This window comes from Sphingomonas sp. SL1004, from assembly GCF_057815015.1.
Window position 1 is genome coordinate 1 of sequence record NZ_JBYMUX010000002.1, and the last position, 25204, is coordinate 25204.

General features: G+C 59.9%; 24 protein-coding genes. 14 read left to right on the forward strand and 10 right to left on the reverse strand.

Features of this window, described 5'->3' with window-relative positions; translation table 11 throughout:
* Nucleotides 1-498: Ros/MucR family transcriptional regulator (locus AC3D24_RS20665; protein ID WP_489033297.1), on the forward strand; the 498-nt coding region annotated here is incomplete at its 5' end.
* A 211-nt stretch (nt 499-709) separates the two neighbouring features.
* Here AC3D24_RS20665 and AC3D24_RS20670 read toward each other — a convergent pair.
* A complete protein-coding gene (locus AC3D24_RS20670; protein ID WP_489033298.1) occupies nt 710-1282 on the reverse strand; it encodes a recombinase family protein in 573 nt (190 codons plus the stop codon).
* Nucleotides 1283-1755: 473 nt separating this feature from the next.
* A complete protein-coding gene (locus AC3D24_RS20675) occupies nt 1756-2685 on the reverse strand; it encodes an intradiol ring-cleavage dioxygenase (RefSeq protein WP_489033299.1) in 930 nt (309 codons plus the stop codon).
* A gap of 192 nt (nt 2686-2877) precedes the next feature.
* On the opposite strand from AC3D24_RS20675, the gene AC3D24_RS20680 reads away from it, so the two are divergent.
* The 8 genes from AC3D24_RS20680 to AC3D24_RS20715 all read left to right on the forward strand — a co-directional run bounded on the left by AC3D24_RS20680 (nt 2878) and on the right by AC3D24_RS20715 (nt 11514).
* Entirely contained in the window at nt 2878-3378 is a 501-nt protein-coding gene (locus AC3D24_RS20680) for a transposase (RefSeq protein WP_489033301.1), read from the forward strand.
* Nucleotides 3379-3465: 87 nt separating this feature from the next.
* Entirely contained in the window at nt 3466-4428 is a 963-nt protein-coding gene (locus AC3D24_RS20685; protein ID WP_489033303.1) for a transposase, read from the forward strand.
* 117 nt (nt 4429-4545) lie between these two features.
* Nucleotides 4546-4704 (forward strand): hypothetical protein, encoded by a 159-nt coding sequence (locus AC3D24_RS20690; protein WP_489033304.1) that lies wholly within the window; start codon nt 4546-4548, stop codon nt 4702-4704.
* A 71-nt stretch (nt 4705-4775) separates the two neighbouring features.
* The gene (locus tag AC3D24_RS20695) at nt 4776-7352 is read left to right on the forward strand and encodes a sensor domain-containing phosphodiesterase (RefSeq protein ID WP_489033305.1); all 2577 of its coding nucleotides are present in this window, start codon (nt 4776-4778) and stop codon (nt 7350-7352) included.
* A 208-nt stretch (nt 7353-7560) separates the two neighbouring features.
* Complete coding sequence (locus AC3D24_RS20700; protein WP_489033307.1) at nt 7561-7941, forward strand: hypothetical protein; 381 nt, start codon at nt 7561-7563, stop codon at nt 7939-7941.
* Nucleotides 7942-8050: 109 nt separating this feature from the next.
* The gene (locus AC3D24_RS20705; protein WP_489033309.1) at nt 8051-8545 is read left to right on the forward strand and encodes a Ros/MucR family transcriptional regulator; all 495 of its coding nucleotides are present in this window, start codon (nt 8051-8053) and stop codon (nt 8543-8545) included.
* A gap of 783 nt (nt 8546-9328) precedes the next feature.
* Nucleotides 9329-10435, forward strand: a complete 1107-nt coding sequence (locus tag AC3D24_RS20710) for a PAS domain S-box protein (RefSeq protein ID WP_489033311.1) — start codon at nt 9329-9331, stop codon at nt 10433-10435.
* Complete coding sequence (locus tag AC3D24_RS20715; RefSeq protein WP_489033313.1) at nt 10327-11514, forward strand: putative bifunctional diguanylate cyclase/phosphodiesterase; 1188 nt, start codon at nt 10327-10329, stop codon at nt 11512-11514. Before AC3D24_RS20710 ends, AC3D24_RS20715 begins: the two co-directional genes overlap by 109 nt.
* A gap of 26 nt (nt 11515-11540) precedes the next feature.
* Here the strand turns inward: AC3D24_RS20715 and AC3D24_RS20720 are convergent, their stop codons facing one another.
* The gene (locus AC3D24_RS20720; protein WP_489033314.1) at nt 11541-12965 is read right to left on the reverse strand and encodes a sensor domain-containing diguanylate cyclase; all 1425 of its coding nucleotides are present in this window, start codon (nt 12963-12965) and stop codon (nt 11541-11543) included.
* A 1128-nt stretch (nt 12966-14093) separates the two neighbouring features.
* On the reverse strand, nt 14094-14468 hold the full coding sequence (locus tag AC3D24_RS20725; RefSeq protein WP_489033316.1) for a hypothetical protein: 375 nt from the start codon (nt 14466-14468) through the stop codon (nt 14094-14096).
* 109 nt (nt 14469-14577) lie between these two features.
* On the opposite strand from AC3D24_RS20725, the gene AC3D24_RS20730 reads away from it, so the two are divergent.
* On the forward strand, nt 14578-14946 hold the full coding sequence (locus AC3D24_RS20730; RefSeq protein ID WP_489033317.1) for a hypothetical protein: 369 nt from the start codon (nt 14578-14580) through the stop codon (nt 14944-14946).
* Nucleotides 14947-14972: 26 nt separating this feature from the next.
* Here the strand turns inward: AC3D24_RS20730 and AC3D24_RS20735 are convergent, their stop codons facing one another.
* Together AC3D24_RS20735 and AC3D24_RS20740 are read right to left on the reverse strand one after the other, a co-directional pair.
* Complete coding sequence (locus AC3D24_RS20735) at nt 14973-15401, reverse strand: hypothetical protein (RefSeq protein WP_489033318.1); 429 nt, start codon at nt 15399-15401, stop codon at nt 14973-14975.
* A 361-nt stretch (nt 15402-15762) separates the two neighbouring features.
* Nucleotides 15763-16608, reverse strand: coding sequence for a GAF domain-containing protein (locus AC3D24_RS20740; RefSeq protein ID WP_489033795.1), 846 nt, complete (start codon nt 16606-16608; stop codon nt 15763-15765).
* A 234-nt stretch (nt 16609-16842) separates the two neighbouring features.
* Here AC3D24_RS20740 and AC3D24_RS20745 point away from each other — a divergent pair, with 234 nt between their 5' ends.
* The 4 genes from AC3D24_RS20745 (at nt 16843) to tnpC (ending at nt 20785) form a co-directional block, all read left to right on the forward strand.
* Nucleotides 16843-18015: a PAS domain-containing protein gene (locus AC3D24_RS20745; RefSeq protein ID WP_489033319.1), complete on the forward strand. Its 1173-nt coding sequence runs from the start codon at nt 16843-16845 to the stop codon at nt 18013-18015.
* A gap of 412 nt (nt 18016-18427) precedes the next feature.
* A complete protein-coding gene (gene tnpA, locus AC3D24_RS20750; RefSeq protein WP_480954038.1) occupies nt 18428-18826 on the forward strand; it encodes an IS66-like element accessory protein TnpA in 399 nt (132 codons plus the stop codon).
* Nucleotides 18823-19170 carry an IS66 family insertion sequence element accessory protein TnpB gene (gene tnpB / locus AC3D24_RS20755; RefSeq protein WP_031439429.1) on the forward strand — a complete coding sequence of 116 codons (348 nt, stop codon included), beginning with the start codon at nt 18823-18825 and terminating at the stop codon, nt 19168-19170. The genes tnpA and tnpB overlap by 4 nt, the downstream gene beginning before the upstream one ends.
* 61 nt (nt 19171-19231) lie before the next feature.
* A complete protein-coding gene (gene tnpC, locus AC3D24_RS20760; RefSeq protein WP_480955909.1) occupies nt 19232-20785 on the forward strand; it encodes an IS66 family transposase in 1554 nt (517 codons plus the stop codon).
* Nucleotides 20786-20806: 21 nt separating this feature from the next.
* Here tnpC and AC3D24_RS20765 read toward each other — a convergent pair whose 3' ends face one another.
* The 4 genes from AC3D24_RS20765 to AC3D24_RS20780 all read right to left on the reverse strand — a co-directional run bounded on the left by AC3D24_RS20765 (nt 20807) and on the right by AC3D24_RS20780 (nt 25202).
* Nucleotides 20807-21499: a dioxygenase family protein gene (locus AC3D24_RS20765; protein WP_489033321.1), complete on the reverse strand. Its 693-nt coding sequence runs from the start codon at nt 21497-21499 to the stop codon at nt 20807-20809.
* Entirely contained in the window at nt 21462-22253 is a 792-nt protein-coding gene (locus AC3D24_RS20770) for a Crp/Fnr family transcriptional regulator (RefSeq protein ID WP_489033796.1), read from the reverse strand. Before AC3D24_RS20770 ends, AC3D24_RS20765 begins: the two co-directional genes overlap by 38 nt.
* Before the next feature lie 76 nt (nt 22254-22329).
* Nucleotides 22330-24195: an ATP-binding protein gene (locus AC3D24_RS20775; RefSeq protein WP_489033323.1), complete on the reverse strand. Its 1866-nt coding sequence runs from the start codon at nt 24193-24195 to the stop codon at nt 22330-22332.
* Nucleotides 24192-25202: an ATP-binding protein gene (locus AC3D24_RS20780; RefSeq protein ID WP_489033324.1), complete on the reverse strand. Its 1011-nt coding sequence runs from the start codon at nt 25200-25202 to the stop codon at nt 24192-24194. The genes AC3D24_RS20775 and AC3D24_RS20780 overlap by 4 nt, the downstream gene beginning before the upstream one ends.
* Nucleotides 25203-25204: the final 2 nt, after the last annotated feature.

Sequence of the window (25204 nt, forward strand, 5' to 3'; positions counted from 1 at the left end):
ATGACTGATGATACCAACTCGATCGAACTCGCAACCGAGTTGACCATTGCCTGGCTGGCTAATCCAAATACGCGGACAACTGCTGACGATGTCCCCGCATTTCTGCAGTCGATGCATGCGGCTGTCTCGAAGCTCGCCGGTGAGCAGAGCGTCGATGCTCCGGAAGCGCCGGCTCAGGAGTACACGCCTGCTGTGACGGCACGGAAGTCGCTTGCCAGCAAGGAGCACATCATCAGCATGATCGATGGCAAGCCTTACAAGACGCTGCGTCGTCATCTCGCTACCAACGGTATGACCCCAGCCGAGTACCGCGAACGGTATAATCTCAAGGCGGATTATCCCATGGTTGCGGAAAGCTACAGCGAGAGCCGTCGTGCTATGGCGAAGAAGATCGGCCTGGGTCGTAAGCCCGGCCAGACGGTTCAAAAGGCTGCTGAACCTGCGGCTGCCAAGCCACGCCGTAACACGAAGCCTACGGTAACGGCTGCCGCTGAATAACCTGCTGTGAGGATCAGCGCGTGGCAGAATACCATGCGCTGAGACCTTCAGCGGTTTCACGTCCACGGGGTCAGAACACGAACGTGAGTTGCGTGTACGCTAGGAGCGAACGGCAACAGCGGGTGAGTGCGGTCCGTTCGCCTTGGGGAGGAAGGTAGGATAGATCCCGTATATGTAGATATCAGAGCCAAATGGCACGTCCCTGTCAGCGCTATTTGTCACCCGACGCATTCCTGCCGCTGGCGGGGAAATGGCGATAGAAGGTCGAAACCGACACGCCGACCGCTTCTGCCACGTCCTGCGGCCGATCGCCGGCAGCGAGTAGTTTAACAGCCATGTCCCTCTTTCGTGGCGTCATGACAGATTTACGACCTCCGCCCCCGCCGGCCTTTCGTCGCGCGGCCAACCCCGCCATCGTGCGTTCCCGGATAAGTTCGCGCTCCATCTCCGCAATCGATCCGAGAATATGGAATACCAGACGGCCCGTATGGGTCGCGGTATCGATCCCGTCCGTGAGCGAGCGCAACGCGATCCCGCGTACCGACAGTTCAGCCGCCAGATCGACCAGCCCTTTCATCGACCGCCCGAGACGATCAAGTTTCCAGATCACCAGCGTATCGCCCTTGCGGGCCTTACCAAGCGCTTCAGTCAGACCTGGGCGTACGACGCTTGCGCCACTGGCCTTGTCTGTCGCGATGTGTTCGCAGCCGGCCGCGTTGAGGGCATCGATCTGCAACGCCAGATTCTGATCCGCGGTGGACACCCGCGCATAGCCAATGAGCATGCCGCTCCCTTCTCATAACTCCGTCTAAAATACGTACCGTGAGAAAGTAGTTTTGGGAACGGTTTTTGGGAAAATGGAGAACGGCGGTTTTCTGGCGTTCACCGTGGACGCCTATTAAGGGGCGGTCATTCCTACGGGACGTTGCCGCCAGCGGGATAATCGATGTCGTAAATTTGGAGATCACGCCATGTCCGTTGCGATGCTCGCGCTGCTCAGCGTCCCTGCCCCCCCGGTACCGTTCGCCACACAGCGGACGGAGGTCGTGTCGTTCACCGCCAGCGATGTCACCTGTTCAGGGCAGTCGATAGTAGCCGATAGTATCGTTCGGCCTTTCACGGCGGTTGCGACGCGTTACGGTCCCGCTGTACCGATCGCCCCTCACCCACATATCGGTTCTCCTTCGTTTGCGGGAAAGCCTAATCAACCAGATAGCGTATGCTCGGCCGAGTGCGCTCGTGCACGTTCCGCAGGTGTTAGACAGGCGGCGGTCCGCCTTGTCCCCTTGGACGATCGACCCGCTTAGCGTCGGGCAGGAGGGCCGCGACCCGCTGCTCGCCCTGTAGGGCTGGAGGTCCCCCGGGCGGCCGTCCGCGTCTTCCATCCGGACCTCCCGGCATGTTCCCGAGTCCGCCCATGGGACCCGCCCTTGGTGGTCCCGGAGGCGGCCCCCCAGGACCACCGAAGTGGTTTTCCCGTGCGATAGAAGCGCGATCCACCCGAACGGCGAGGGTCACGAGGTAACGGCCCTTTGTCTCGCGCACGCTTCCTTCCACGGTGTCCCCTGCCTGGATGGCTATGCCGTCGTCGGAGTTGAGTGTGTCGCGCAGCTCGGCGCGCTGGTATGCCGTCACCTGGCTGTACAGGAACTCGCTCAGCGTGTCGGGCAGGAAGAACTGCGAGGTGAGGTTGGTACGGGCGCCATGGCGCACCTTGAAATGGATATGCGTGGTCCGGCCGTGATACCAGCCTGGATAGATGCTGTGAAAAAGCGCGCTGCCGTCCGCGTCGACCGGCTGCACACCCCGCAGGAACGTCCGACCCTTCATGTCGGTAACAGCCTGCCCACCAGGTTGCTCGAACCCGGAGTAGACCCCCTGAGCATCACAATGCCAGATATCGACCAGCGCCCCGGTGTAAGGCAGGCCGGCCTCATCGACGACCGTGAAGCGGATATCGACCGGGATACCGGACAGACCCTCGGTGATGTCGGCGCGCGTAAGGTTCAGCGGGAGGTAATAGGGCCCTTCTTCGGCTTGCGCCGTCATTGGTTCGCTGGAACGCGTCGGTTCGGCCGGTGTAGCTCGTGCTCCAGCAGAGAGCGCGACCATGCCGGTCCCCAGCACAGCCGAGGTGAGCAGGCGCCTGCGATCTAACGTCGGGGAAGACGGTTTTTTATCAGTCATAAGGCTGATTAGCATAAGAGGATGACTGACAGATTTCATATTGCGACGTGCGACCGTTGGGCACTTGTGCGAGCGCGTCGGATGCGATCGTAGCGGTAACACTCGCTCCGCTAATCCCGAAACACCATCCAGACCGTCCGAAAACGGTGGTTATGGATTCCGCTGCCTGCCGGGGCGGTGTAGCCTGCGGGCATGGCATACATCGAGGGTCACGCGCGCGACCAAGCGCTGCTGCTGCCGGCATCGGTCGAGGACTATGTGGGGGCGGACAACCCGGTACGGTTCATCGACGCGTTCGTGGATGACCTCGATCTGGGGCGCGCTGGCTTCGTACGGGCGCAACCGAAGGCGGCGGGGCGGCCCGGTTACGATCCGGCCGACATGCTCAAGCTGTACCTGTACGGCTACCTCAACCGGGTGCGGTCGAGCCGGCGCCTGGCGGCGGAAGCGGCCCGCAATCTCGAGTTGATCTGGCTGCTGCGCGGTGTGCGGCCGGACTTTCGGACTATCGCCGATTTCCGGCGCGACAACCGGTCCGCGTTCAAGGCGGTGTTCCGCGTGTTCGTGATCCTGTGCCGCAAGCTCGACTTGTTCGGGCGCGAACTGCTGGCAGTGGACGGCACGCGCCTGAAGGCAGTGAACAGCCGGTCGCGCAACTTCAGCCGCGAGCGGCTGGCAACGTATCTCGCCTAGACCGACGCGCGACTGGAGCGGTATCTGGCCGAACTGGACCAGATCGACCGGGGCGAAGATGGTGCCGGCACCGGCCGAGCCGACGCGTTGGCGACGAAGATAGCTGAACTGCGCGAGCAGCGTGAGGCCAGCTCGGCGCTGCCCGGTCAGCTGGAGGAAAGCGGCGACGGGCAGATTTCACTTACAGATCCTGATGCGCGCGCGATGGTCGCTCATGGCAAAGTGACCATCGGCTACAACGCGCAGGTGGCTGTCGATACAAAGCACAACCTGATCGTCGAGCAGCATGTCACCAACGCCTGCAACGACATGGGCCTGCTAGCGCCCACCGCCGGTGCGGCAAAGGAGTTGCTCGGCGTCGAGCGGATCGATGCGGTCGCCGACATGGGCTACCACAAGGGCGAGGATATCGAGGCGTGCGAGGCGGCCGGCATCACGCCGTACATTCCCCGCCCGCGCCGGGGCATCAACGTCAGCAACGGCCTCTTTCCCAAAGAGCGGTTTCGCTACGATCCAGCAGCCGACGCCTATCACTGCCCTGCCGGGAAGATACTCGACACCCGCTACAACTCGGTGACGCGCGGGCATGTAACGATCCAGTATTCTAATCCTGCCGCCTGCACCGGCTGCCAGATGAAGGCGTTGTGCACCAAGGGACGTTGGCGGCGCGTCAACCGCTGGGAGAAGGAAGAGATCATCGAGCGCATGACCGAGCGCCTCGAAAACCGCCCAGACCTCCACGTCATCCGCCGGTCCACGGTCGAACACCCGTTCGGCACGATAAAGCAGTCCATGAACCAGAGCGCGTTCCTGATGCGCGGGCTGGAGAAGGTCCGCGCCGAGTTCAGCCTGACGGCACTCGCCTACAATCTCAGGCGGGCGATCACCCTCATCGGTGTGCCGGGGCTGATCCGGGCGGTGCAGCCCCTGATCCGGCCCGCCACGCCTGCCGTCACGACGCCGAATATCGCCCTGCGACAGCCTATTTCGGCCTCATCAGAGCATAAAACCCGAGAAAGCTGGTCCTTCAGCCATTTCTCAGCAGGGTGATCGTACAGACCTCGATCACGGGCGAGTTTTCGGACGGTCTGCATCCAAATCGAGAACGTCGGATCGGCCGCTACCGCCCGAATAGCGGATTTTAAGCCGGTCGTGTAAGCGCGGCATATGGTCCGCATCCGCGCTTATTCCTTCGTGCTTTCAATCCTGATCCTGCTCGTGATGGCGAGCTTGATCTGGTCGCTGGTCGATACCGGCGGCGAAAAGGTAGGGCTGGCAGTACCTCTTCGATTAGCACGGCAAATCGGTGAGATGATTTGGAGCTAACATACTTATGAATAACTGGGCAAAGTCAGCGCATTAACAAATTACCAATGCCGAGATGCAATACGGAATTTATGACCTTCATTAGCACCCTGAGCGAAGCGGCCGAGACGGACCGACTTACCGCTCTGTGGAACATGGCCATCCTCGATACGCCTGCCCATCGGGACTTTGACGAGGTTACCCGGCTGGCGGCACTGGCACTGGGCGGCGAAAGTGCGGCGGTTAGCCTCGTTGACGATCGGCGGGCATGGTTCAAGTCACGCCTCTGTATGCCCGCTACAGAAGCGCCTCGCGAACATGCCTTTTGCACACTGGCGCTGGACTTGGTCGTGCCGATCGTAATCCTCGATACCCACGCGGACGTGCGCTGTGAGGGCAATCCGCTAACCCTTGGGCCGGACGGTTATCGCTTTTATGCCGGTGCGCCGATCGTCACCAGCGCCGGCCACTGTCTTGGCACGCTATGCGTCCTTGATCGCCAACCCCGGGGAAACGTGCCCCCTGAGCAGGTGCAGGCGCTGGCCGACCTCGCCGGGATCGTTGCCGGGCTGATAGAGGCAAGACGCTTCCGCCAGATCGGCGAAATCGCTACGCGGGTCGTGGATGTCACCTCGGACGCCATCCTTTGTGTCGATGGGGCCGGCGCAATCACTTTCTGGAACCGGGCCGCAGAGGCGATGTTCGGCCATTCTTCCGCGCAGGCTATAGGGCAAACGCTCGACATCATCCTGCCTGTGACTCATGCCGCAGCACACCACCGCGGTTTTGCCCGTGCTTCTGCAGGCGGCCGAACCACGCTCGTTGGCAAGTCGGTCGAACTGACCGCAAAACGCATCGACAGCAGCGAGTTCCCGATCGAGTTGTCGCTGGCGCGGTGGGGGTCGTTGGAGGGCGGGTATAATTTCGCCGGTATCATCCGCGACGCCACGGCGCGCCGGATGCTGGAACGTGAGCGAGAGCAGGCCAAGACGTTTCTCGACACCGTCGTCGATCACCTTCCCGCCATGCTGTTCGTCAAGGACGCTGAAACCAAGCGCTACCTGCTGGTCAATCGTGCCGGTGAGGAGCTGACCGGAAAGTCCAGGAACGACATGATCGGCAAGACCGATCCGGAGCTATGCGCCCAAGGTGCCGGCTACGAGCAGCGTGACAGGGCAGCCTTAGCAGCCGAGGGCGTGCATCTGTTCGAAAGCGAGTTCGAGCGCCCTGGCGGCGACAGCGTAACGCTACGGACGAAGCGGATCGTCATCGATGGGCCAAACCGTGAGCGCGAGTACATCGTCGGCATGTCGGAGGACGTGACCGAGACCCGCAAGGCGCAGGCGCAGGTCCAGCGCTTGGCGCATTATGACTCCCTGACAGGCCTGCGCAACCGAGGCTCGTTCGTCGACGAGATCGACAGGCTCATTGCCGCTGAAGCCCCTTTTGCCCTCATCAGTATCGACCTCGACCGATTCAAGGCAGTGAACGATCAGTTCGGTCACCTCGCTGGCGACGCAGCGCTCGCGCAGATCGGCGACCGCCTTCGCGCCGTGGCGATGGTAGCAACCACACTTGCGCGCGTCGGTGGCGATGAATTCGCGTTGATTGTCACAGGGCCAGCGCTGGCAGAGCGATCCCGCATCCTGGCTGCCACCATCGTCACCGCTCTGGCATCTCCAATCGTCACCCGCTGGGCGACGGTACAGCTGGGAAGCAGTGTGGGGATCGCCCTTGCACCTGACGACGGCGACACGACCGAAGAGTTGCGTCAGCACGCCGACCTCGCCCTTTACCGCGCCAAGCAGCAGGGGCGAGGCGTGGTATGCTTCTTCAGCGCCGAGATGGATCGGGCAACGCAGGACCGGCGCGGACTGGAACGCGATCTACGCGCTGCGCTTGATAGCGACGAAATCACGCTTGCCTATCAGCCGGTGGTTTCAACCAAGACGGAGCAGATCACGAGTGTGGAGGCACTGGCTCGCTGGTGCCACCCGATCAGGGGCCCCATCCCACCAGACCTGTTCATCTCGATCGCTGAGGAGAGCGGATTGATTACCCAGCTCGGGACTCGCATTCTCTGCATCGCATGTGAAGAGGCGATGGAATGGCCGGAGCACATCAAGGTTGCCGTCAACATCTCGCCGATGCAAATCCATGCCGGCGATCTGTCCGAGGTCGTCCGAAACGTCCTTACCGCCACCGGCCTTCCCTCACACCGCCTCCAGCTGGAAGTGACCGAAGGTCTATTCCTACGCGACGTCGATCTTACGTTCCGGGAGCTGGAGCAGCTGCGTTCGCTGGGAATCCAGATTCTGATGGATGATTTTGGAATTGGCTACTCATCGCTCAGCTATTTCGAGCGATTCCGGTTCGACAAGGTGAAGATCGACCAAAGTTTCGTGCGGCAGATGCTCACCTCGCAGGCTGCGTCGGCCATCATTCAAGCGGTCATTGGATTAGGGACAACGCTTGGAATGGGTGTGGTGGCAGAAGGCGTTGAAACGCCTGAGCAGATGGTGGGACTGGTTGAAGCGGGCTGCACCCATCTTCAGGGGTATCTGTTCAGCAAGCCCCTGCACCGTGAAGAGATCAGGGCATGCCTACTTACCAACGCCCGGTATGCCAGCGCCCCGGTAGCGACTGCCTTGTACACCGGGGTGGTTTAACCTGAGCCGACCTTAAAACATTCCCAATTCGTGCCAAACACGGATTTTGGGACGCCTTAGGTGTTCCCATTCAACCATCGATTCCGAGAACGGCACCGCGTTCTGGGCTGCTCTGACTTCGCAGGAAGCTACGCACAAAAATAGTTGGGACTGACGTTGCAAAGTCACTGCCGGCTTGTTCTCTTTCTGGGTAAGAGGAGGGGACGTTATGCATCCAGCAGGGCATCGCATCGAGATCGATCCAGACCGCGAGTTCATGAGGGTTACGCTGTGGGGCGACTGGGCCAATGCTCAGACTGACAATCTCTCTGTTGATCACGCCAAGGCGGTTTCGCAAATGAAGGCGGGGGGTGCCCGGCATGGCTATTTCCTGACGCTGGTCGACATGCGGGAAAAGCTCCTGACCGAGGCGGTCACGGTTGCCGAATTCCGGAAGTCGTTCGAGGCAAACTCTCCATCACGTCGCACGGCGATCATCGTATCGCCGCGATTGCCGACGTCGATGGCGGAGCGGATCGCACCGGCCGGGCGTGTCCTTATCGCATATACCGAGGAGGAGGCGCTGGCCTGGCTATTCGATGATGTATGACCATCTCGCATTTAGATCTAGAATGCTTGCCAATGCGCCAAGCGCCTGTGACTTGAAAATGGTCCATTCCGGATCCAACCGCGTAAGCCCCTAACATATTGAGAATCCGATGAACGACGAGATCAGCGCAGTCGAATTGGCAGCCGAACTGACGGCGGCATGGCTGGCAAATCCCAACACGCGCACTAACGCGGGTGACGTTCCAGCGTTTCTGGTTTCCATGCATGCCGCGGTCGTACAATTAACAGGGGCAGAGGTTCCGGCGCAAACAGACGAGCCCGTTCAGACATATGAGCCGGCCGTCACTGCCCGTAAGTCGCTTGCGTCGCCAGACCACATAATCTCCATGATTGATGGCAAGCCATACAAGACTTTACGCCGGCATCTTTCGACCAATGGGCTGAGCCCGGAGGACTACCGCGCGCGCTACAAGCTGAAGGCGGACTATCCCATGGTCGCCCCGACCTATTCGGAAGCGCGCCGCACCATGGCCAAGTCGATTGGTCTCGGGCGGAAGCCTGGTCAGGCCGTTGCAAAGGCTGGTGATGAAGCACCCAAGGCTGCGCGGAAGCCTCGTGCCGCCAAACCAGTCGAAGAGGCCTGATATATCAAACCGGGGGAGGCGACCCCTCCTCCCCTGGCAAGAGGAAGAGTAGGGACGTTCAAAAGCGGCGTAGCGTATCATGAGAGAAACACCCCGCCCGTTGTCCCGGCGGGCGGGGCGCGGGGACCATCCCCTAGCGCGAACCTGAAGCTGGCGCGTGACGCATATGTATGAGCGGCTTCTTAAATCGCGCTAAAGGCAGATGCATAACGGCACTCCTCGCTTGCGAGAGACTTGAGGTCCGCCGAGAGGTCCTGTTCGTGCCCGGTGAGGTGGAGAATGCGACGCTGGATACGTCATCTCGATCGAACAGGGGATCGTTGCCCCTGCCGTTGAACGTTGAACATCGTCGGCCTGATAGCGCGCCTTCACGAGATAAAGGCCTTGCCCGCTCGGTGAAATATTTTTCAATTTTCTCAGATGAATGGCTCCATTCACCCGATCGCTATCGCGCATAGGCAAGGCTTGCAGGCAGGACAGCTAGCCGTGGCTCCAATTCCAGAATGTCCGTGGCCGCTGCACGATTACGAAGCCTGTCTGGCGTGGTTTGCGGGGTATAGTATCAGCAGGCTGGTTCGGTCCCGCCACGATCTGATACCATCGGTACGCTGCTGCCCCGCTTCGGGGTAACGCGATCGCCACCTTTGCGACCAAGACGTGCCTGGCAGCGTATATCGATCAAGCTTGGAGCCACCGGTCCGCTAAACCGGTCGCGTCTCTAGATGCACGAGACCGTAACCATATCGGGTTTATTGATCCCTGTCGGCATACGCGTCCGGCGGCATGGGTGATACAGGCGACATGGTCGAAACGATAGGAACGACGCGCATTCCACGAACGCCCTCGCCCGAATATGACGTCATCGCTACCATCGCCGCGGATCGCTTCGACGTCCCCATCGCGCTCGTAAACCTCGAGGACGGCGACGACGTCTGGATGAAGGCCAAGGTTGGTCTCGACCTTTGCAGCGCGCCCAAACATATCGCATTTTGCGGTCACGTTCTTGAAACTGCGCAGCCGCTCGTCATTGAAGATTTGATGGCTGACCCGCGGTTTGCCGACCACCCGCTGGTGCTGGGCGAGATGGCCGCGCGGTTTTATGCAGGCGCGCCCCTGATCGGCCGTGACGGCATCGCCTTCGGCACGTTATGCATCATCGATCGTCGGCCACGAGAATTTGGTGAGCGCGAACTGCGCGCGTTGATGCTCATGGCAGGCCAGGTCATTGAGCGGATCGAACTTGGCGAGCTGCGTCAACGCGAGCGCGCGGCAGCGGTTATCGATGAAACCACAACGGATGCATTCATAACCTGCGATCGTGCCGGTAAAGTGAGCCACTGGAACGTGGCGGCCGAGGCCTTGCTAGGTTGGCCTCGTAACGAGGCCTTGGGACAGCCCATCACCTTCATCATTCCTGAAGCGATGCGGACGGCCCACACGGCGGGGTTTGAGCGGTTGGTCGCCTCACCCGTAGCTCAGCCCATGCGGGCCGTTGAGATACCGGCCCTTCGACGTGACGGCAGCGAGGTACATGTCGAACTCACCCTGGCCGTTCACCGCGAGGGCGATGCGGTGACAGTCGTGTCCATCCTGCGTGATGCGACGGTTCGCCGCGCCCTTCAGGCTGAACGGGAGGCAAGCCGCGCGCTCACCGATGCCATCGTCGACAACATGCCGGCCGCCATCTACGCGAAGAACTCGGCATCCGATCGCTACGTCTTCGTCAACCGCGCTTTTGAGCAACTGAGTGGGCGTACCAAGGCTGAGATCGTAGGCAGGACATGGGGGCTGTTATCTGCCTCGACCTGGACCGCTTCAAGATCGTCAACGACCTTTACGGCCACGCGGCTGGCGATGAAGTTCTGGTCGAAGCTGCCCAGCGTATTGTGACCACAGCACGCTGTCCCGTAGCCCGACTGGGCGGTGACGAATTCGCCATTCTCGTTGCTGACAGCGAGACGGCCGGACGTATCGCACGACGGACCATCGATACGCTGGCACGGCCCTTTGGCATCCGAGACCGCGGCGTGGGGATCGGCGCCTCTGCTGGCGTTGCCATGCATCCAGCGGGCGGTGCCGATGACGGCGATCTGGTGCTGCGCAATGCCGATCTCGCACTCTACCGCGCCAAGAACGACGGTCGCAATCAGTGGTGCTTCTTCGAGCCGGCGATGGACGACGCTGCACGCGAGCGCCGGCAGGTCGAGGCGGACTTGAGAAGCGCGCTCGAGCGCGGCGAAATCCATGTCGAGTATCAACCTCTCGCCGATGCCCAAACGGGACGGATCATCAGCTTTGAAGCCCTGGCCCGGTGGGATCATCCGCGTCTGGGCCGCATCGCACCGGCGATGTTTATCCCGATTGCAGAAGAGAGCGGCATCATGCCGGACCTCGGACGGCTCGTGCTTGAGATGGCTGCGAACGAAGCCGCGACATGGAGCCCGGAGTTGAAAGTCGCCGTCAATCTGTCGCCGGCGCAAATGGACGATGACAATATCGTCGCCGAGATAGGTGCCATCCTGAAACAATCGGGTCTTGCACCGACGCGGCTGGAAGTGGAGGTAACCGAGGGCATGCTGATCAAGGATACCGCTCGCGGTATCCACCTGCTTACCGAGTTGCGTCAGCTTGGCGTCTCGGTGGCAATGGATGATTTTGGTACCGGCTACTCATCGCTCAACTATTTCCGCACCTTCCCCTTCGACAAGGTGAAGATCGACCAGTCCTTCATTCGCGACATGGATGAAAACCCGCAATCCCTGGCCATCGTTCAGGCTGTGATTGGACTGGGCCGAGGACTTGGCATGCCTGTGGTGGCCGAGGGTGTTGAGACATCCGAACAACTTGACCGCTTACGCGCCGAGGGGTGTGATGTCGTGCAGGGCTATCACATCGGCCGGCCCGCGATTATCGACAGCTTCAAGAATGGCGCCGTACTAGACCACCCCAAGAGAACTGCAACCGGATGACGTTTCCCCTCTAGAAAAAGGCGTTTTCAGCGGTCGATGAGCGCGGAATAGGTCGTCGCGGTCCCGCGTTTGGTATGCTTGCCGTGATACAGCGCGATGTCTGCCTGACGCAGCAGATCCCGTTCGGTCATGCCCGCCGCCAGCCAGCTGACACCGATCGTGCCCGACACGCAAAGCTGTTTCCCGTCACCGATATCGACCGAATGACGAAGGTTTTTGAGTAGTTTCAGGACCAAGGCCGACACCGCATCCCGGTCTGTCCCGCGGACGATAACCGCAAATTCGTCGCCACCAAGCCGCGCGGTGACACATTCGGCGAGATACGAGGCGTGCAACGCTGTCGCGATCGTCCGCAGGACCTGGTCTCCCCTCAGATGGCCACAGCGGTCGTTCACCGCTTTGAAACCGTCCAGGTCGATCATTAGCAGCGCAAGTGGCGTCCCGTTCGTATGGCCGCCTGCAATGCCTGTGGATAGCGCCTGGTTGAAGCCGGCGCGGTTGGTCAGTCCGGTGAGCTCGTCGGTGTGGGCCGATCGCCGTAATGCCTGCTCCATCTCGTAACGACGGGTGACGTCCTGGAACACGCCGATGAGTGCGACGGGACGGCCGTCGTATAGCTCGACTTCCCCCATGCTGCGCACCCGCTTGGCCGCCCCGAATGCCGAAACGAAATCGACCTCTTCGTCAAAGGGGCGTCCTTGCTCGATCGCGAGATTGATCGCGTCGGTCAGAACAGCACGCGACCGTCCTGGGTAGAATTCCATCGCGCGCTCGATCTGTGGCGCGTCGCCGAGCGGAAGGTCGTGAATCGCATAGACCTGGTCTGACCATTCGATGGTTTTTTCGAGGAGATCGAAACGCCAGGACCCTATACCGGCAATCCGTTCTGCCTGATGCAGCTGCCTGTGCATACGCGCCACCCGGTGAAGGTCATCGGTACGCTCTGTCGCAAGCTCGACCAGTTCCAATGCCGCAAGGCGACTGCCGACAAGGGCCGCTGCAATATTTGCGAGCTTCTGCAGTGCGGCGATATCGTCATCACTAAAAAGGCGCGGTTGTCGGTAGATGACGCAGAGCGAGCCAACCGTAAGATCCGTGTCGTCTTCGCCCCGCGTTATCACGGGCACCCCGCAATAAGCGCCGATATGGGGTTCGCCTGTGACCATGGGATTATCGCGGTAAAGCGGATCGGCCTGTGTGTCGGGGATGATCACGGGCTCGTTCGCGTCGACCACGCGACCGCAAAAGCTATACTCACGAGGCGCCTTGTCGGTGCCTATTCCACACTTCGCCGTCAACCACTGCCAATCCTGGTCCAACACCGAGAACGCGCTGATATCGCTGCCGAGGAGTTGCTGCGCCATCTCGGCGACCGCATCGAGCTCTGGCCCAGGCAAGCACCGCGATAAACCGGCCCGATCGAGCAGATCGCCCCGTGACCGATAACGCATCATTGGCTGCGAGGGCGAGGAGATAGGGCTGTGGAACATGGTCGACGGATACCAGCTGGCGGTAAAGACTTTGTGATCAGATCCTAGTCTAAACTAGCCCTTTGGAGCGTCGCATGCCCGCGCGGTGGAGCTATCAGGTAAGCGCCCTCCTTTCCTGAGGTTGACCGCCAGCCGGCATTCTGTGCTCTTTCCATAGCAGCAGGGCTGTTAACTCAGACTGTAGTTTGAGAACCGATGCTACGTAATTTCTCCAATCGCTACATATCATTGCCGGCGTCCAATATACCACATGACTGCTATAGCTACGTCGAATGACGGTCAGTTTGTCGTTATAGGTCTTGATAAGAGGCGCGTAGTCCGAATGTGAATACGCGCTGCACGAGAGCTGGCGTGCCTCGTTTGCAACATGAGCACTGAACTTTTGCGAAAAAAGCACTCGTTCCCGCGACAATGCGGCATAGTTGGCCTGACTGCTCTTACGCATCAATTCGGCATATCGTCGCATTGCTTGCCGCAGTTCGTCATGCTCGGCGCGGCTCTGAGGCGTCATTCGTAGGCGTTCCTCTTACCTATGTTCACTACCGTCAAAGTCGCGTTTTCGTGACAAGGCGTCGTCATCGCAATACAAAAAAAGGTCTTACATTCTGATTTAAATTCAGGGGCCTACTCGCGATGTCGGTCGTTATGTACCGATCTTCAAAGGGTTTTCATGGCCAACCTCGATCAATCCCCCAAGCGCGCTGAGTCACACCGTCACCTGCGCACGGTGGGGGAAGCGCTCTCCAGAACATTTATACCCGACGAATCCCCGAGCTTTGACGATCTGTTGGCGGCGATCGACGAAGCCGACACTCGGCATACACAAGGGAAGCGGCCTTAGCCTTAAGCCTGTGGGGGGCCTCGGACGATATCAATAGCATGTTGGACATTGCAGGCTGCGAAGCCGGCGCCAGCCTTGTCCAGCAGAACAAGCGCCTCCAGCATCAGGCGCATGGCGCTATCCAAGGAGGGAGCACTTGTATTGGTAGGATGAAGCATTTTCGCAACCTTTCAGGTTCGAGGTGCACGATCGACCAACGTCCTTGATAACTAACCGATAGTTAACACTGTATGATTTTTAAAATCATCTCAATCACCCTTTTGCAAAAGCCACGTCCTGGCTTCATCGACATCGGTAAAGTATGCGACACCCTCTCGATTAGTAAGGCGCCGTGTCTGCATACGAGCTAGCGTCGATCCGGTCACAAAGGAGAGCTTGCGGGACCGAAAAACCGAATCTCCTACGATGTTAGAAAATACGCCGACCATATCTTGCGTTTGTATCTTCATTGCGCTGACATCGCACAACGTCACATGATCGTTGGGGCTGCACCCCAGTCTATACAAACGTTCGGTCAGCTCCCTCCGAAAACCTAACACATCTTCATTGTTGAAAAATCCACCCATTATGATATGTACCAGACACCGTTCCGGTTCTATTTCGATCGAGAAATGCGCGTCCATAGGTCGTCCACGAGTTGCTTGCCAGATCATGCTACCAAGGTACGCATGGTCTTGTCACTAATCTGTGCTACGTCCCGACGCAGAGGCTTTCTCGAACGCGAGTGGGGCAATGTACGAGATAGGCAGTGATCCGGCACGGCAGCTTTTGATTGTCCGGGTCAGTGGGTTCTGGACGCACGAGATCATGGCAACATACCGCGCAGAGGTCGGGCAGCAGGCATCGACTCTCCGGCAGGCTGGCGGGTGTAAGCGTATCCTGATCGATATGTCGCATTACCCGATCCAATCAGGTGACATTGCCGATGGCCATGCAGCCGCGCTGCGCTTTGCGCGCGAAACGCTCGGCGCGCGCGCTGCCATCGTAATGACAAGTGCCTTATCCAGGCTGCAAGCGACCCGCGTTGCAACGTCGTCGGGCCATCGGCTCTTCAACGATGACGTGGCGGCTATGACGTGGCTGATGAGCGACGCGGACTAGCAGACCGCCCACGGAGCCTTGCCGAACTAGCGAAGGCCGATAGCGCCGGTTTGGAGAGCGGTGGCGTAAAATGCTCGGGTTTCCAGCTGAACGCGGTCACACAGGCGACCCAGGATAGTGCGGGCATCGGCCGTGAAGCCGATCCGGTCATCCTGGATCGCTTCCGCATTCCAGGTTTTCAGAAATCGCGTCCAGTCCGACTTCAACCGCGCGAACGCGTCCGCCCCCTCACGCCATGCCTCGATCCAAGGGCCCGAGAGCTGCGTTTCGTCGAGGCCAGCGATGATCAGATCCTCGCGCTCGACATGGTCTTCGACGAGAACCGCTAGCGTATTCAGCTGGACCGCCAGATCCGCACTGCTGGCATAGCCCTTGTCAAGCCTCGCGAGCAGCGCGTTGGCGGCAGCCTCGATCGCGTCATGTTCGGTGATCAGCTGCTTGTAGCTCGTCTGCATACCGCGCCTCTTATTCGCTACGCGGCAATTAACTCATTCTGGTTCGAAATCGAGTCGTTTCAGTAGTTTGCGCGCCGCGTTCTGTCCCGGGCGGTAAGGCACTGCCAATATCGGGATTAAGCCAGGCTGATCGTCACTCCGATATTTCGTGACGACACGTAGCTTTGATCCGGCGAATTTTTAAGCGTACCACCCTGAGTGCAACGGCCTGAGGCGTACGTTCGAGTCCTTCAGCAATATCCAGGACCCGATCACCCGCCAGATACCGTGCAGTGGTAATGGCATCTTCGGCAGGTAACCAGCGTCGCCGAACATGACGTTCCGCAAGTAAAGACGGTGATTGGCCTGCGTAGCGCACCGCTTATCGCGCTAACGCGGTCGACGAGCCATCACGCATGCCAGGCGGCGTGGAGGACGGTTTACGGGCTGGCTTCTGTATACGCGTGAGGTCTCTTTCGTCGATCGGACGGTGGAACGATAGCCCGATCAGGCCACCCCTGGTCCACATCACGGTGGCGACGATCGCCGTTGTGTTGATCGACAGCACAACCTCCTCCCCTCTTGGTATTTGGGCATCTGCGACGTGGATCATGGCGCCGCGGATCGAGATGTTCTGAATGGCGGCGGAAACTGGTTTTTTGCCGTAGCTGCTGATCATGCCGTGCAGATCGACGCCGTGTCGAGGATCTGCCCTGTTGCCATGGCCACAGATCAGTTCGTCGAGCCTCGACGATATGAGCTTGGCTATCTGACCCAGCTGGCTACGGCTTGCGCTCGGAAAATTCCGGCGCGGTTGCGGATCGGCGATGCACAAAGCGCCAATATTGAACCCGGCCGTGGTTTTGAGCGGCGCACCTGCATAGAAGCGTATGAACGGGGCGGCCGTGACAAAAGGGTTTGCGCGAAAGCGCAGGTCCCTGGAGGCATCCAGTACGACCATGACCTCGCTCGATAGTATGGCATGCGAGCAAAATGAGTCAGACCGCTTGATGGTTGTTGCAGCAAGGCCGGCTGCTCCCTTTACGATCTGGATATCATCCTCGATGAAAGACAGCAGGCTGATCTTGGCCTGGAACAGATTGCAACATAGCTGGGTAACGGAATCGAAGACATCTTGGAGGTTTTCGTCACCGGTCGCGTATTTTCGCACTTCCAAAACGCGTGAGACCTCATTGTCGGGCATCGGATAGTCTCGAACGAGCAGCATATCGCTCACCTCTTATGGAATAGTGGTGCTGCTCCCGGGCGTTTAAAAATGTGTTAATCACCCAATTTGGGTTTAAAATATCGTGTCTGCACGACTTCGGCAGCCCGCAGGCGAGAAGAAATTCTGTTGAACCTTAGCGGGCGACTCTGGCATGACATGACCGGCATATATGCCCATAGGTATTAAGGTCATTTTGAGTATGTTGCGGTAGGCGAGTCGCAAATAGAGGACGCGATGAACGCCGTATATCATTCCCATTTCAACGAGGACACGATCGAGGTCCTACGTGAGGCCTTCGATCCGACTGGCACGCTCGAAACTGATTTGCTCGAGATGTGGCCAATCCTGCAGGCCGGCGTGGAGCAGGATGTCCGTAGTTTCTGGACCCCCTTTGCCGGCGACACTACGCCATACCGCCTGTGCAACACTGATATCGAAGACCTGATTGCACGGGACGTCCGCTATACCTGTGAGAAGTTCTCAGGCGGCCTCAACCAGAAACTCATCGGCAAAATGGTTCGTAGGGGGCGCGCCAGCAGCAAGGACCGAGCGACGGAAATCGCGTTCACAGCCGGTCTGCTGGCGAGCTACCATGCTCGCCATCTCAGGCTCTGCGCCGCGTTCGCAGGCGATCCTCCAAAACTCGCCCGGCTGACCCATTCGCTCTACGCGCTGTACGCCCTGGAAAATTCGGTGCTTCTCAATGGCGCGGCATTGGAGCGCGCCGATCAGGAGTTGCGCGACAGCGCCGAGCACAGAAGCAAGTTACAGGCGATCGACCGCTCTCAGTGCTGGCTCGAGATGACGGTCGATGGAATCATCATCACGGCAAACCAGAATTTCCTGTCGACCATGGGCTATTCCTTACGGGATATCACAGGCCGCCATCATGGCATGTTCTGCACCGAGGAAGACCGGACATCACCCGAATATGTCGCGTTGTGGCGTAGCCTTCGTGCCGGCAATTTCGCGCAGCAGGAGTATCGCCGGCGGACCCGCAGCGGCGCCGATGTTCACTTGCAGGCAACCTACAATCCTATCCTTGATCAGCACGGTCAGACCATCAAGATCGTCAAGTGCGCGACCGATGTGACGGCCATGCGCGTCGCGGAGCAGACCGAATCCAACCTCGCGCACAGCTTCCGTCTGGAGGCAGAAACCAGGCGTACCGCCCATGAAGATACGCTTGGCGAACTGTCCAAGATCGTCGACGACATCGGTACGGTAACACGGCAGACGTCGATGCTGGCCTTGAACGCCTCGATCGAAGCGGCGCGAGCCGGCGAGCGGGGAACGAGCTTTGCGATCGTTGCAAACGAAGTAAAATCGCTGTCAGGGCGAATAAAAGAGGCAACGGTCCGGGCATCGCACGTGCTCAACTCCGGGCAAAGATCTGTCCATGCATAAAGTCTAACTTGCCCAGAGAACCTATGGCTTTCATGCCTTGGCTCACCGGAGGAGATTGTCCTAGGTTTCTCACTCAAGAGTTTTGAGAAACCCCGAACATTTCCGTTTAATCATCATTGACGAAAATCTAACCGAACAGACGGCATGGCGGTCAGACCGAACGCGCCGGTCAGAGTTCCATACGTTAAATAGGAGGCGGACCGCCTGATCCCCTTGGACGATCAACTCGCTTAGCGTCAGGCAGCAACGCTGCAATCCGCTGCTCGCCTTCTAGGGGGTAAGCGCGGTCTGAGGGCCGCCTTGTAGGCGGAGCGTTCAACGGGTTGATGGCAGCTCTTTGAACGGGGCCGTGATGTCGGACGAGACTATCGAACCAGCTGCAGATGTAGCGAGTAGTCATACGACCGGTCGTATGAGTGGTCGTATCGAGATTGTCGGGCGGGTGTCGGGCCGGCGCCGCTGGACGGTCGAGGAGAAGCTGGCGATCCTGCGCGATGCGTTTGGGCCGGATGGGTCGGTCCGGGCGGCGGTCGAGCGTCACGAGGTCGGCAGCGGCGCGATCTACACCTGGCGGCGCCAGGCGATGTCGGGTGCACTGAGCGGAGTGCCGGTCCGGCCTCAGACCGCATTTGCCGAAGTCCAAATCAGCGAGCCGCCCATGATGCTGCCGGCGCCGCCCGTCGAGGCGCCAGCGGACGCCCGGACCGCGGGGCAGATCGGCATCGAGCTGCCTTCGGGTGTGCGACTGACCGTCGACGGCACGGTCGACGCCGAGGCGCTGTCGCGCGTGATCGGCGTGCTGACCCGATGATCCCGCAGCCGACATCGACGCGGATATTCCTGGCGTGCGGCGTCACCGACATGCGCAAGGGCTTCGATGGCCTGGCGGTATTGGTGCAGCAGGTGCTCCGGGAGAAACCTCATTCCGGTGCGCTGTTCGCGTTCCGTGGCAAGCGCGGCGACCTGATCAAATTGCTGTGGTTCGACGGTCAGGGACTCTGCCTGTTTTCGAAGCGGATGGACCGGGGGCGTTTCGTCTGGCCGGTGACCGCGACCGGCACAGTGGCGCTGACATCGGCGCAGGTGTCGATGCTTCTGGAGGGTATCGACTGGCGCCGCCCAGAGCGGACATGGGCACCAACATTGGCCGGCTGAAAACATAGCTTTTTCGCCATTTCTGCTCGTGTGAGAGTGCGCGAACTGCTATGAAAATGAGGTGTCGCAAGCATCTCTTGCCCCATCTGATGCCGAGGCGCGGATCGCCGTGCTGGAGGCCTCGCTCGCCCGAGCCAATGCAGCACTTGCCGCCCGCGACCTGCTCATCGAGACACTGCGTGGACAGATCGCTCGGCTGCGGCGGATGCAGTTTGGCGCATCCTCCGAGAAGTTGACGCGCGAGATCGCCCAGCTCGAACTCGCACTTGAGGAACTGGAAACCGAGAGCGCAGTCCCGGAGACCGGCGCGGTCTTGTCAGACACGCCCGTGCGGCCGGCACCAGTCCGTGCGTTGCCCGACCACCTGCCACGCGCGGAGGTCGTCCACGAACCCGCCTCCGGCGCCTGCACATGCCCGGACTGTGGCGGTGCGCTACGCCGTCTCGGGCAGGACGCCCATGAGATGCTCGACGTCCTGCCGGTGCACTGGCGCGTGGTGCGGAACGTCCGACCGAAATACAGCTGCCGGACGTGTGAGAAGATCGTCCAGGCAGCTGCCCCGGTGAAGGCAGTCGCACGCGGAAAGGCGACATTCGCAACGCTGGCCCATGTCGTCGTCTCGAAGTTCGAACATCACCTGCCGCTTTATCGGCAGTCCGAGATGATGGCGGCCCAAGGCTTGGACATCGACCGCTCGACGCTGGCGGGCTGGGTCGGTCATGCAGCCGCGCTGCTTGACCCCATCGTCAGTCGCATCCGCGAGGAAGTGCTGAAAGGCGACAAGATCCACGCGGACGACACGCCAGTCCCGGTGCTCGACCCAGGCCGCGGACGCACCGCGACCGGGCGACTATGGGTCTATGCAGTCGATGACCGCGCCTCCGGTAACACGGCTCCGCCAGCGACATGGTATCGCTTCACGACCGACCGTACCGGTGCACATCCGCAAGCCCATCTCGCCGGATTTCGAGGCTTCCTCCAGGCCGACGCCTATGCCGGTTACGACGGGCTCTATCGAAGCGGCGTCACAGAAGTCGCGTGCTGGGCCCATTTCAGGCGCAAGGTGTTCGACCTGCACGAGCGGGTTGCCACGCCGCTGACCACCGAGATACTTGAACGCATCGGTGCCTTGTACAGCATAGAGGCCGAGGTCCGCGGCAGGCCGCCTGACGTGCGGCTGGCGGCGCGGCAGAACCGGACGAAGCCGCTAGTCGATGCGCTGCGCGAGGCACTGGACGCAGCACTGCGCCGCCTGTCGCCAAAGTCCGACATGGCCAAGGCTATCGCCTATGGCACGAAGCGATGGCTCGCACTGTGTCGCTTCCTCGATGACGGGCGCCTGGAGATCGACAACAACATCGCCGAACGTGCGCTCCGCGGCGTTGCCGTCGGACGGCGAAACTGGCTGTTCGCTGGTTCGAAAACGGGCGGCGAGCGCGCCGCGGCGATCTACACCGTTATACAGACCTGCAAGGCCAACGGCGTCGACCCGCAGGCCTACATCGCCGACGTCACTGGGAAGATCGCAGCGGATTGGCCGGCCGCGCGATGGGACGAACTCATGCCCTGGAACTGGTCCGCGCAAACCGCAGAGCGAGTGGCGCAAGCCGCGTAATCTGCGGCCTGCCGGCCACGCTTACTCTAGGGGTGGCGCTTCCTGCGGCGGTCCGCGTCCTCCATCTGTACCCCCCGGCCTGTTTCCAGTGCCGCCCATGGGGCCCGCGCCTGGGGGGCCCGGAGGTCGTCCCCCTGGACCACCAAAATGGTTTTCTCGTGCGATGGCCGCACGATCTACGCGAACGGTCAGCGTCACAAGGTAGCGGCCCTTCGTCTCGCGAACGCTTCCTTCCGTAGTGTCGCCGGCCTGGATGGCGATGCCGTCATCGGAGTTGAGTGTGTCGCGTAGCTCCGCGCGCCGGTACGCCGTCACCTGACTATACAGGAACTCGCTGAGCGTATCGGGTAAGAAGAACTGCGAGGTTAGGTTGGTGCGGTTGCCATGCCGCACCTTAAAATGGATGTGGGTGGTTCGACCATGATACCAGCCCGGATAGATGCTATGAAACAGCGCGCTCCCGTCCGCATTGACCGGCTGTACACCTCGCAGGAATGTCCGACCTTTCATGTCGGTAACAACCTGTCCCGCAGGTTGCTCGAACCCGGAGTAAACCCCCTGAGCATCACAGTGCCAGATATCGATAAGCGCGCCCGTGTACGGCAAGCCAGTCTCGTCAACGACGGTAAAGCGGATATCTTTTACCTGCTTAGGGGGATGATATTGCCGCCGAATTTCATACCAACATGCTACCGCTGACGCTCCGGTGCACAACCTCGCGCGGTTTGCGGTCCAAACCCGATGAATCGACGGGGCATCTGACGGGGTCAGAGATGCTGCGTGGCGATTTACGCTGAATACCAGCTACCGCGGCCAACGCTGCCGGGTCTTGAACGCGAATAACCCCAGAGCTCCAATTTACGATACCGCGTTCCCGCAACTCGCGAAGCATGCGATTGACGTGCACCGACGTAAGCCCGGTAAGCTCAGCAATGTCGGGTTGCCGAAGTGGGACAGCTATGGTGTCATACTCCTCTCCTCCTGCGTTGACGTGCCGTTCAACCAGTTCACTAATAAGCGCTCCAACTCTCGCAATTGCATCGGTGCGTCCGATCGATACAAGCCTTTTCATCAGCGAGATTTGGTCTTGTTGCAATCTAACCATCAGATACTGGGCAAGCCGAGGGCGTTGTTCAAATACGTTACTTAATACTGAGTGTTTGACAATACTGACAACGGCATTGCTGATTGCGTGAATCTGATCGAAGGCTGTAGCACGATGGGCAGTTGAAAACCCAACAAGATCGCCAGGCGTATGAATGCTAACGATCTGACGTCCGCCGTCTATCACTGTAACACTGCAAGCGAGCCAACCTTCATGAACAAGGTAAACCTCTGGCGAAGGCGAACCCTGCATGCGAAGCACGCGCCCGCGCCGAAACGTTTGTGCTGCGCCTGCAAGTGAACGAAAAACGTCAACGTCGCTATCACCTAGAACGGCAGATAATGAAGAAGTTAAGGAGGCGATGGCGGCGGTATCCTTTTACTAGAACTTGTTGAGATATAGTTCACCGGTTCAGTTATTTGCGCACGAGGGAAAGATTCTATTTATGTATTCTAAATGCCTGATCGATTGCCATGCGGACGCCTGATGCCAAATCGGCATAGTTAAATGGTTTTGGCAGCAGCGCGACACCCTCTTCGAGGCGCGCATTGTGAGTGATAGCGTCTCGCGCATACCCAGACGTGTAAAGAATCGGGGTTTTTGGTCTCACAGAGTGGGCATGTAGTGCAACGTCTCGACCATTCATCGAACCGGTCAGCACCACGTCGGTAAATACAAGGTCAATCCGGTCCGCACTATCGAGAACCTCAACTGCGGCCGAACCGTCTGCCACGGCTATGAAGGCATAGCCTAATTCGGTCAGGACATCGCAGCTATGAGCGCGAACATCGGGATCGTCCTCAACTACGAGAATAGTTTCCCCAGGCTGAGCCAAAGCGGTTTCGCTTACGATGGACTGTTCTTCGGGCAGGGCTACGCCGGTAAATTTAGGCAGGTACAATGTGACGGTCGTGCCACGGCCAAGACTGCTTTCGATCCGAAGGTGTCCGCCTGATTGCTTCACGAAGCCATAGACCATGGAAAGTCCAAGGCCGGTGCCCTTGCCGACCTCCTTGGTCGTAAAAAAAGGCTCGAAGACGCGGGACATCGTCACTTCGGACATGCCCTCGCCGGTGTCGCAAACGGCGAGCGAAACATAATGGCCCGGGATGGCGTCTTCCTCTGCGTCAGCTTCGCCAATTATGCCATTGGCTGTCGAAATGGTTAGCGTGCCGCCCGGCAACATGGCGTCGCGCGCATTCACTGCCAGATTGAGAAGGGCATTCTCCAATTGGTTGGCGTCGGCTTCCACCTTCCACAGGTCGGGTGCGAGCCGGATATCGACCGAGACCGCTTCGCCCAAGGTTCGTCGCATAAGATCTGACATGCCATCGACGAGGTGGTTTGGATCAAGGGGTTTGGGGGCCAGTGGCTGGCGACGGGCAAACGCGAGCAGTCGCTGCGTCAACGTCGCTGCGCGCTGAGCCCCCGACATGGCATTGTCCGCGGCCCGCCGTAGTCGGACGTCGTCGGCGGGTAGCCGGCGCAAGAGCATTTCAAGGTTGCCGGTCACGACCTGAAGAAGGTTGTTGAAGTCATGAGCGATACCGCCAGTGAGTTGACCAACCGCTTCCATCTTTTGGCTTTGCCGCAAGGCGTCATTGGCTTGCTGACATTCCGAAACAGCCGCGGCGACACGTCCCTCTAACTGACCGTTCAATGTGGATAGCTGAGCAGCCTTTTCGTCCAGCTCCGCATAGAGAGCCACGACGCCGCGGTTTGTCTCTCCAAGCTCGATATTGAGCCGCTCGCTTTCATCCTGCTTCGCTTTGAGATCCGCCAGGGCCTGAAGCAATTCCTGATTCTGTGTGCGAGCTTCCGCGAGCGGATCGGAGGCACCGGTCGCTGCGAGGACCTTCCCAATCTCGGCGAGCTTGGCTCCGCCAACCGACGTGATGGTCCGGGGAAGCCGCTTGCCAAGGACAACAGTCGTACCGTTTCCGGGGCGACTGTCGAACTCGAAGCGATCCATCAGGCGCCGCGTCCCGGAAATGCCTACGCCCATGCCAGTGGTGCTCTTGAACCGGCCTTCAAGGATCGCATCAATGTCAGCAACACCGGGCCCTTTGTCCGAAACACGGATGACGAGGCTTGGTGTTTCCGTCTGCTCGATGCCGAACTTGATCTGGCCCCCTCCGCCATATGTGGTTGCATTACGTGCGATTTCGGACACAGCCGTGGCGATACGCGTCTGGTCCTGCGCCTCGAAGCCTAGCAAGCCCGCAATCTGACGCGCGCGCTGGCGAGCAGCGACAATATCCGCCTCTTCGATCAGCGCGACCGTCATAATCGGCGCGATAGTCATGCGGCGCTGGCTTCAATCTTGCCGACGAAAACCGTCACATCGTCGCGACCGCGGTTGAAATCGCGCCAAAGCACACCGGCGATCAGCGCGGGATGGCGGGCAGCAAGGCCGGGATACGCCCCGAGGTCCCAGTTCGTCGCCAAGCCATCGGAGGCCAGCACAACCAGGGTGGTGGTCGTGATCGGATAACTGAAATCTCGCATGTGTCGCGCGATATGCCCAATGGTGCCATTGTTGGAGATCATCCGCCTGACGCCATTGTCGGCGTCGATAAGTGTCGCCGCGATGTTGCCGACACCGGCAAAAATGACCTGCCCTCCGGCTTGGTCAAAGTATGCGATACCGATTGCGGCACCCCTGGTCGAACGCAAGGCGGCGTGCATCGCAACGAGCATCTCGCTCGGTAATTTGGAGCCAGACGAATGAAATGAGCGCGTCGCCGCGTGTGCCGCCTGCGCTGCCGACGGCCCATGACCGAGACCATCCGCTACCATGAAGGTCGTTCCACCCGCGCCATCTTTCCTGCACCATGCATCTCCGCATGCCTCCTCGCCTCGCATCGGCAGGCTGACTGCACCGTAGCTTGGATGGTCCACCTTTCGGATCGGGTCGGGACGGCCCTGTTGCAGTCGGGCCATGATCGCTGTGCCGCAGCCGGGTGCGGAATATATGTCGGTTACGTGCGATCCGCGAAAGACAGCGCCAAGGCCATTTCCAGCGGTTCCGACGGTTGAGTGGCCGTCGCGCATAGAAAGCGCAATGTCTGCCATGCCAGCCCCCTTGTCGAGCGCAAGGCATTCGATGCCGGCACCGGAGGCGTCTTCGAAGCTGTCGACGAGAAGAGATCCCCCATCCCCATGTTTGAGGATGTTGGTGGCAAGCTCCGTGGCGACGATCGCAACTCTGCCTGCGTCACTTTCGTTGAAGCCATGCGCGTCGGCGAGCGCCACCGCGACCCGCCGGGCTTCGGCAACCTGCGAGGTGTCTCGAACTTCGACTGCGTGCATCG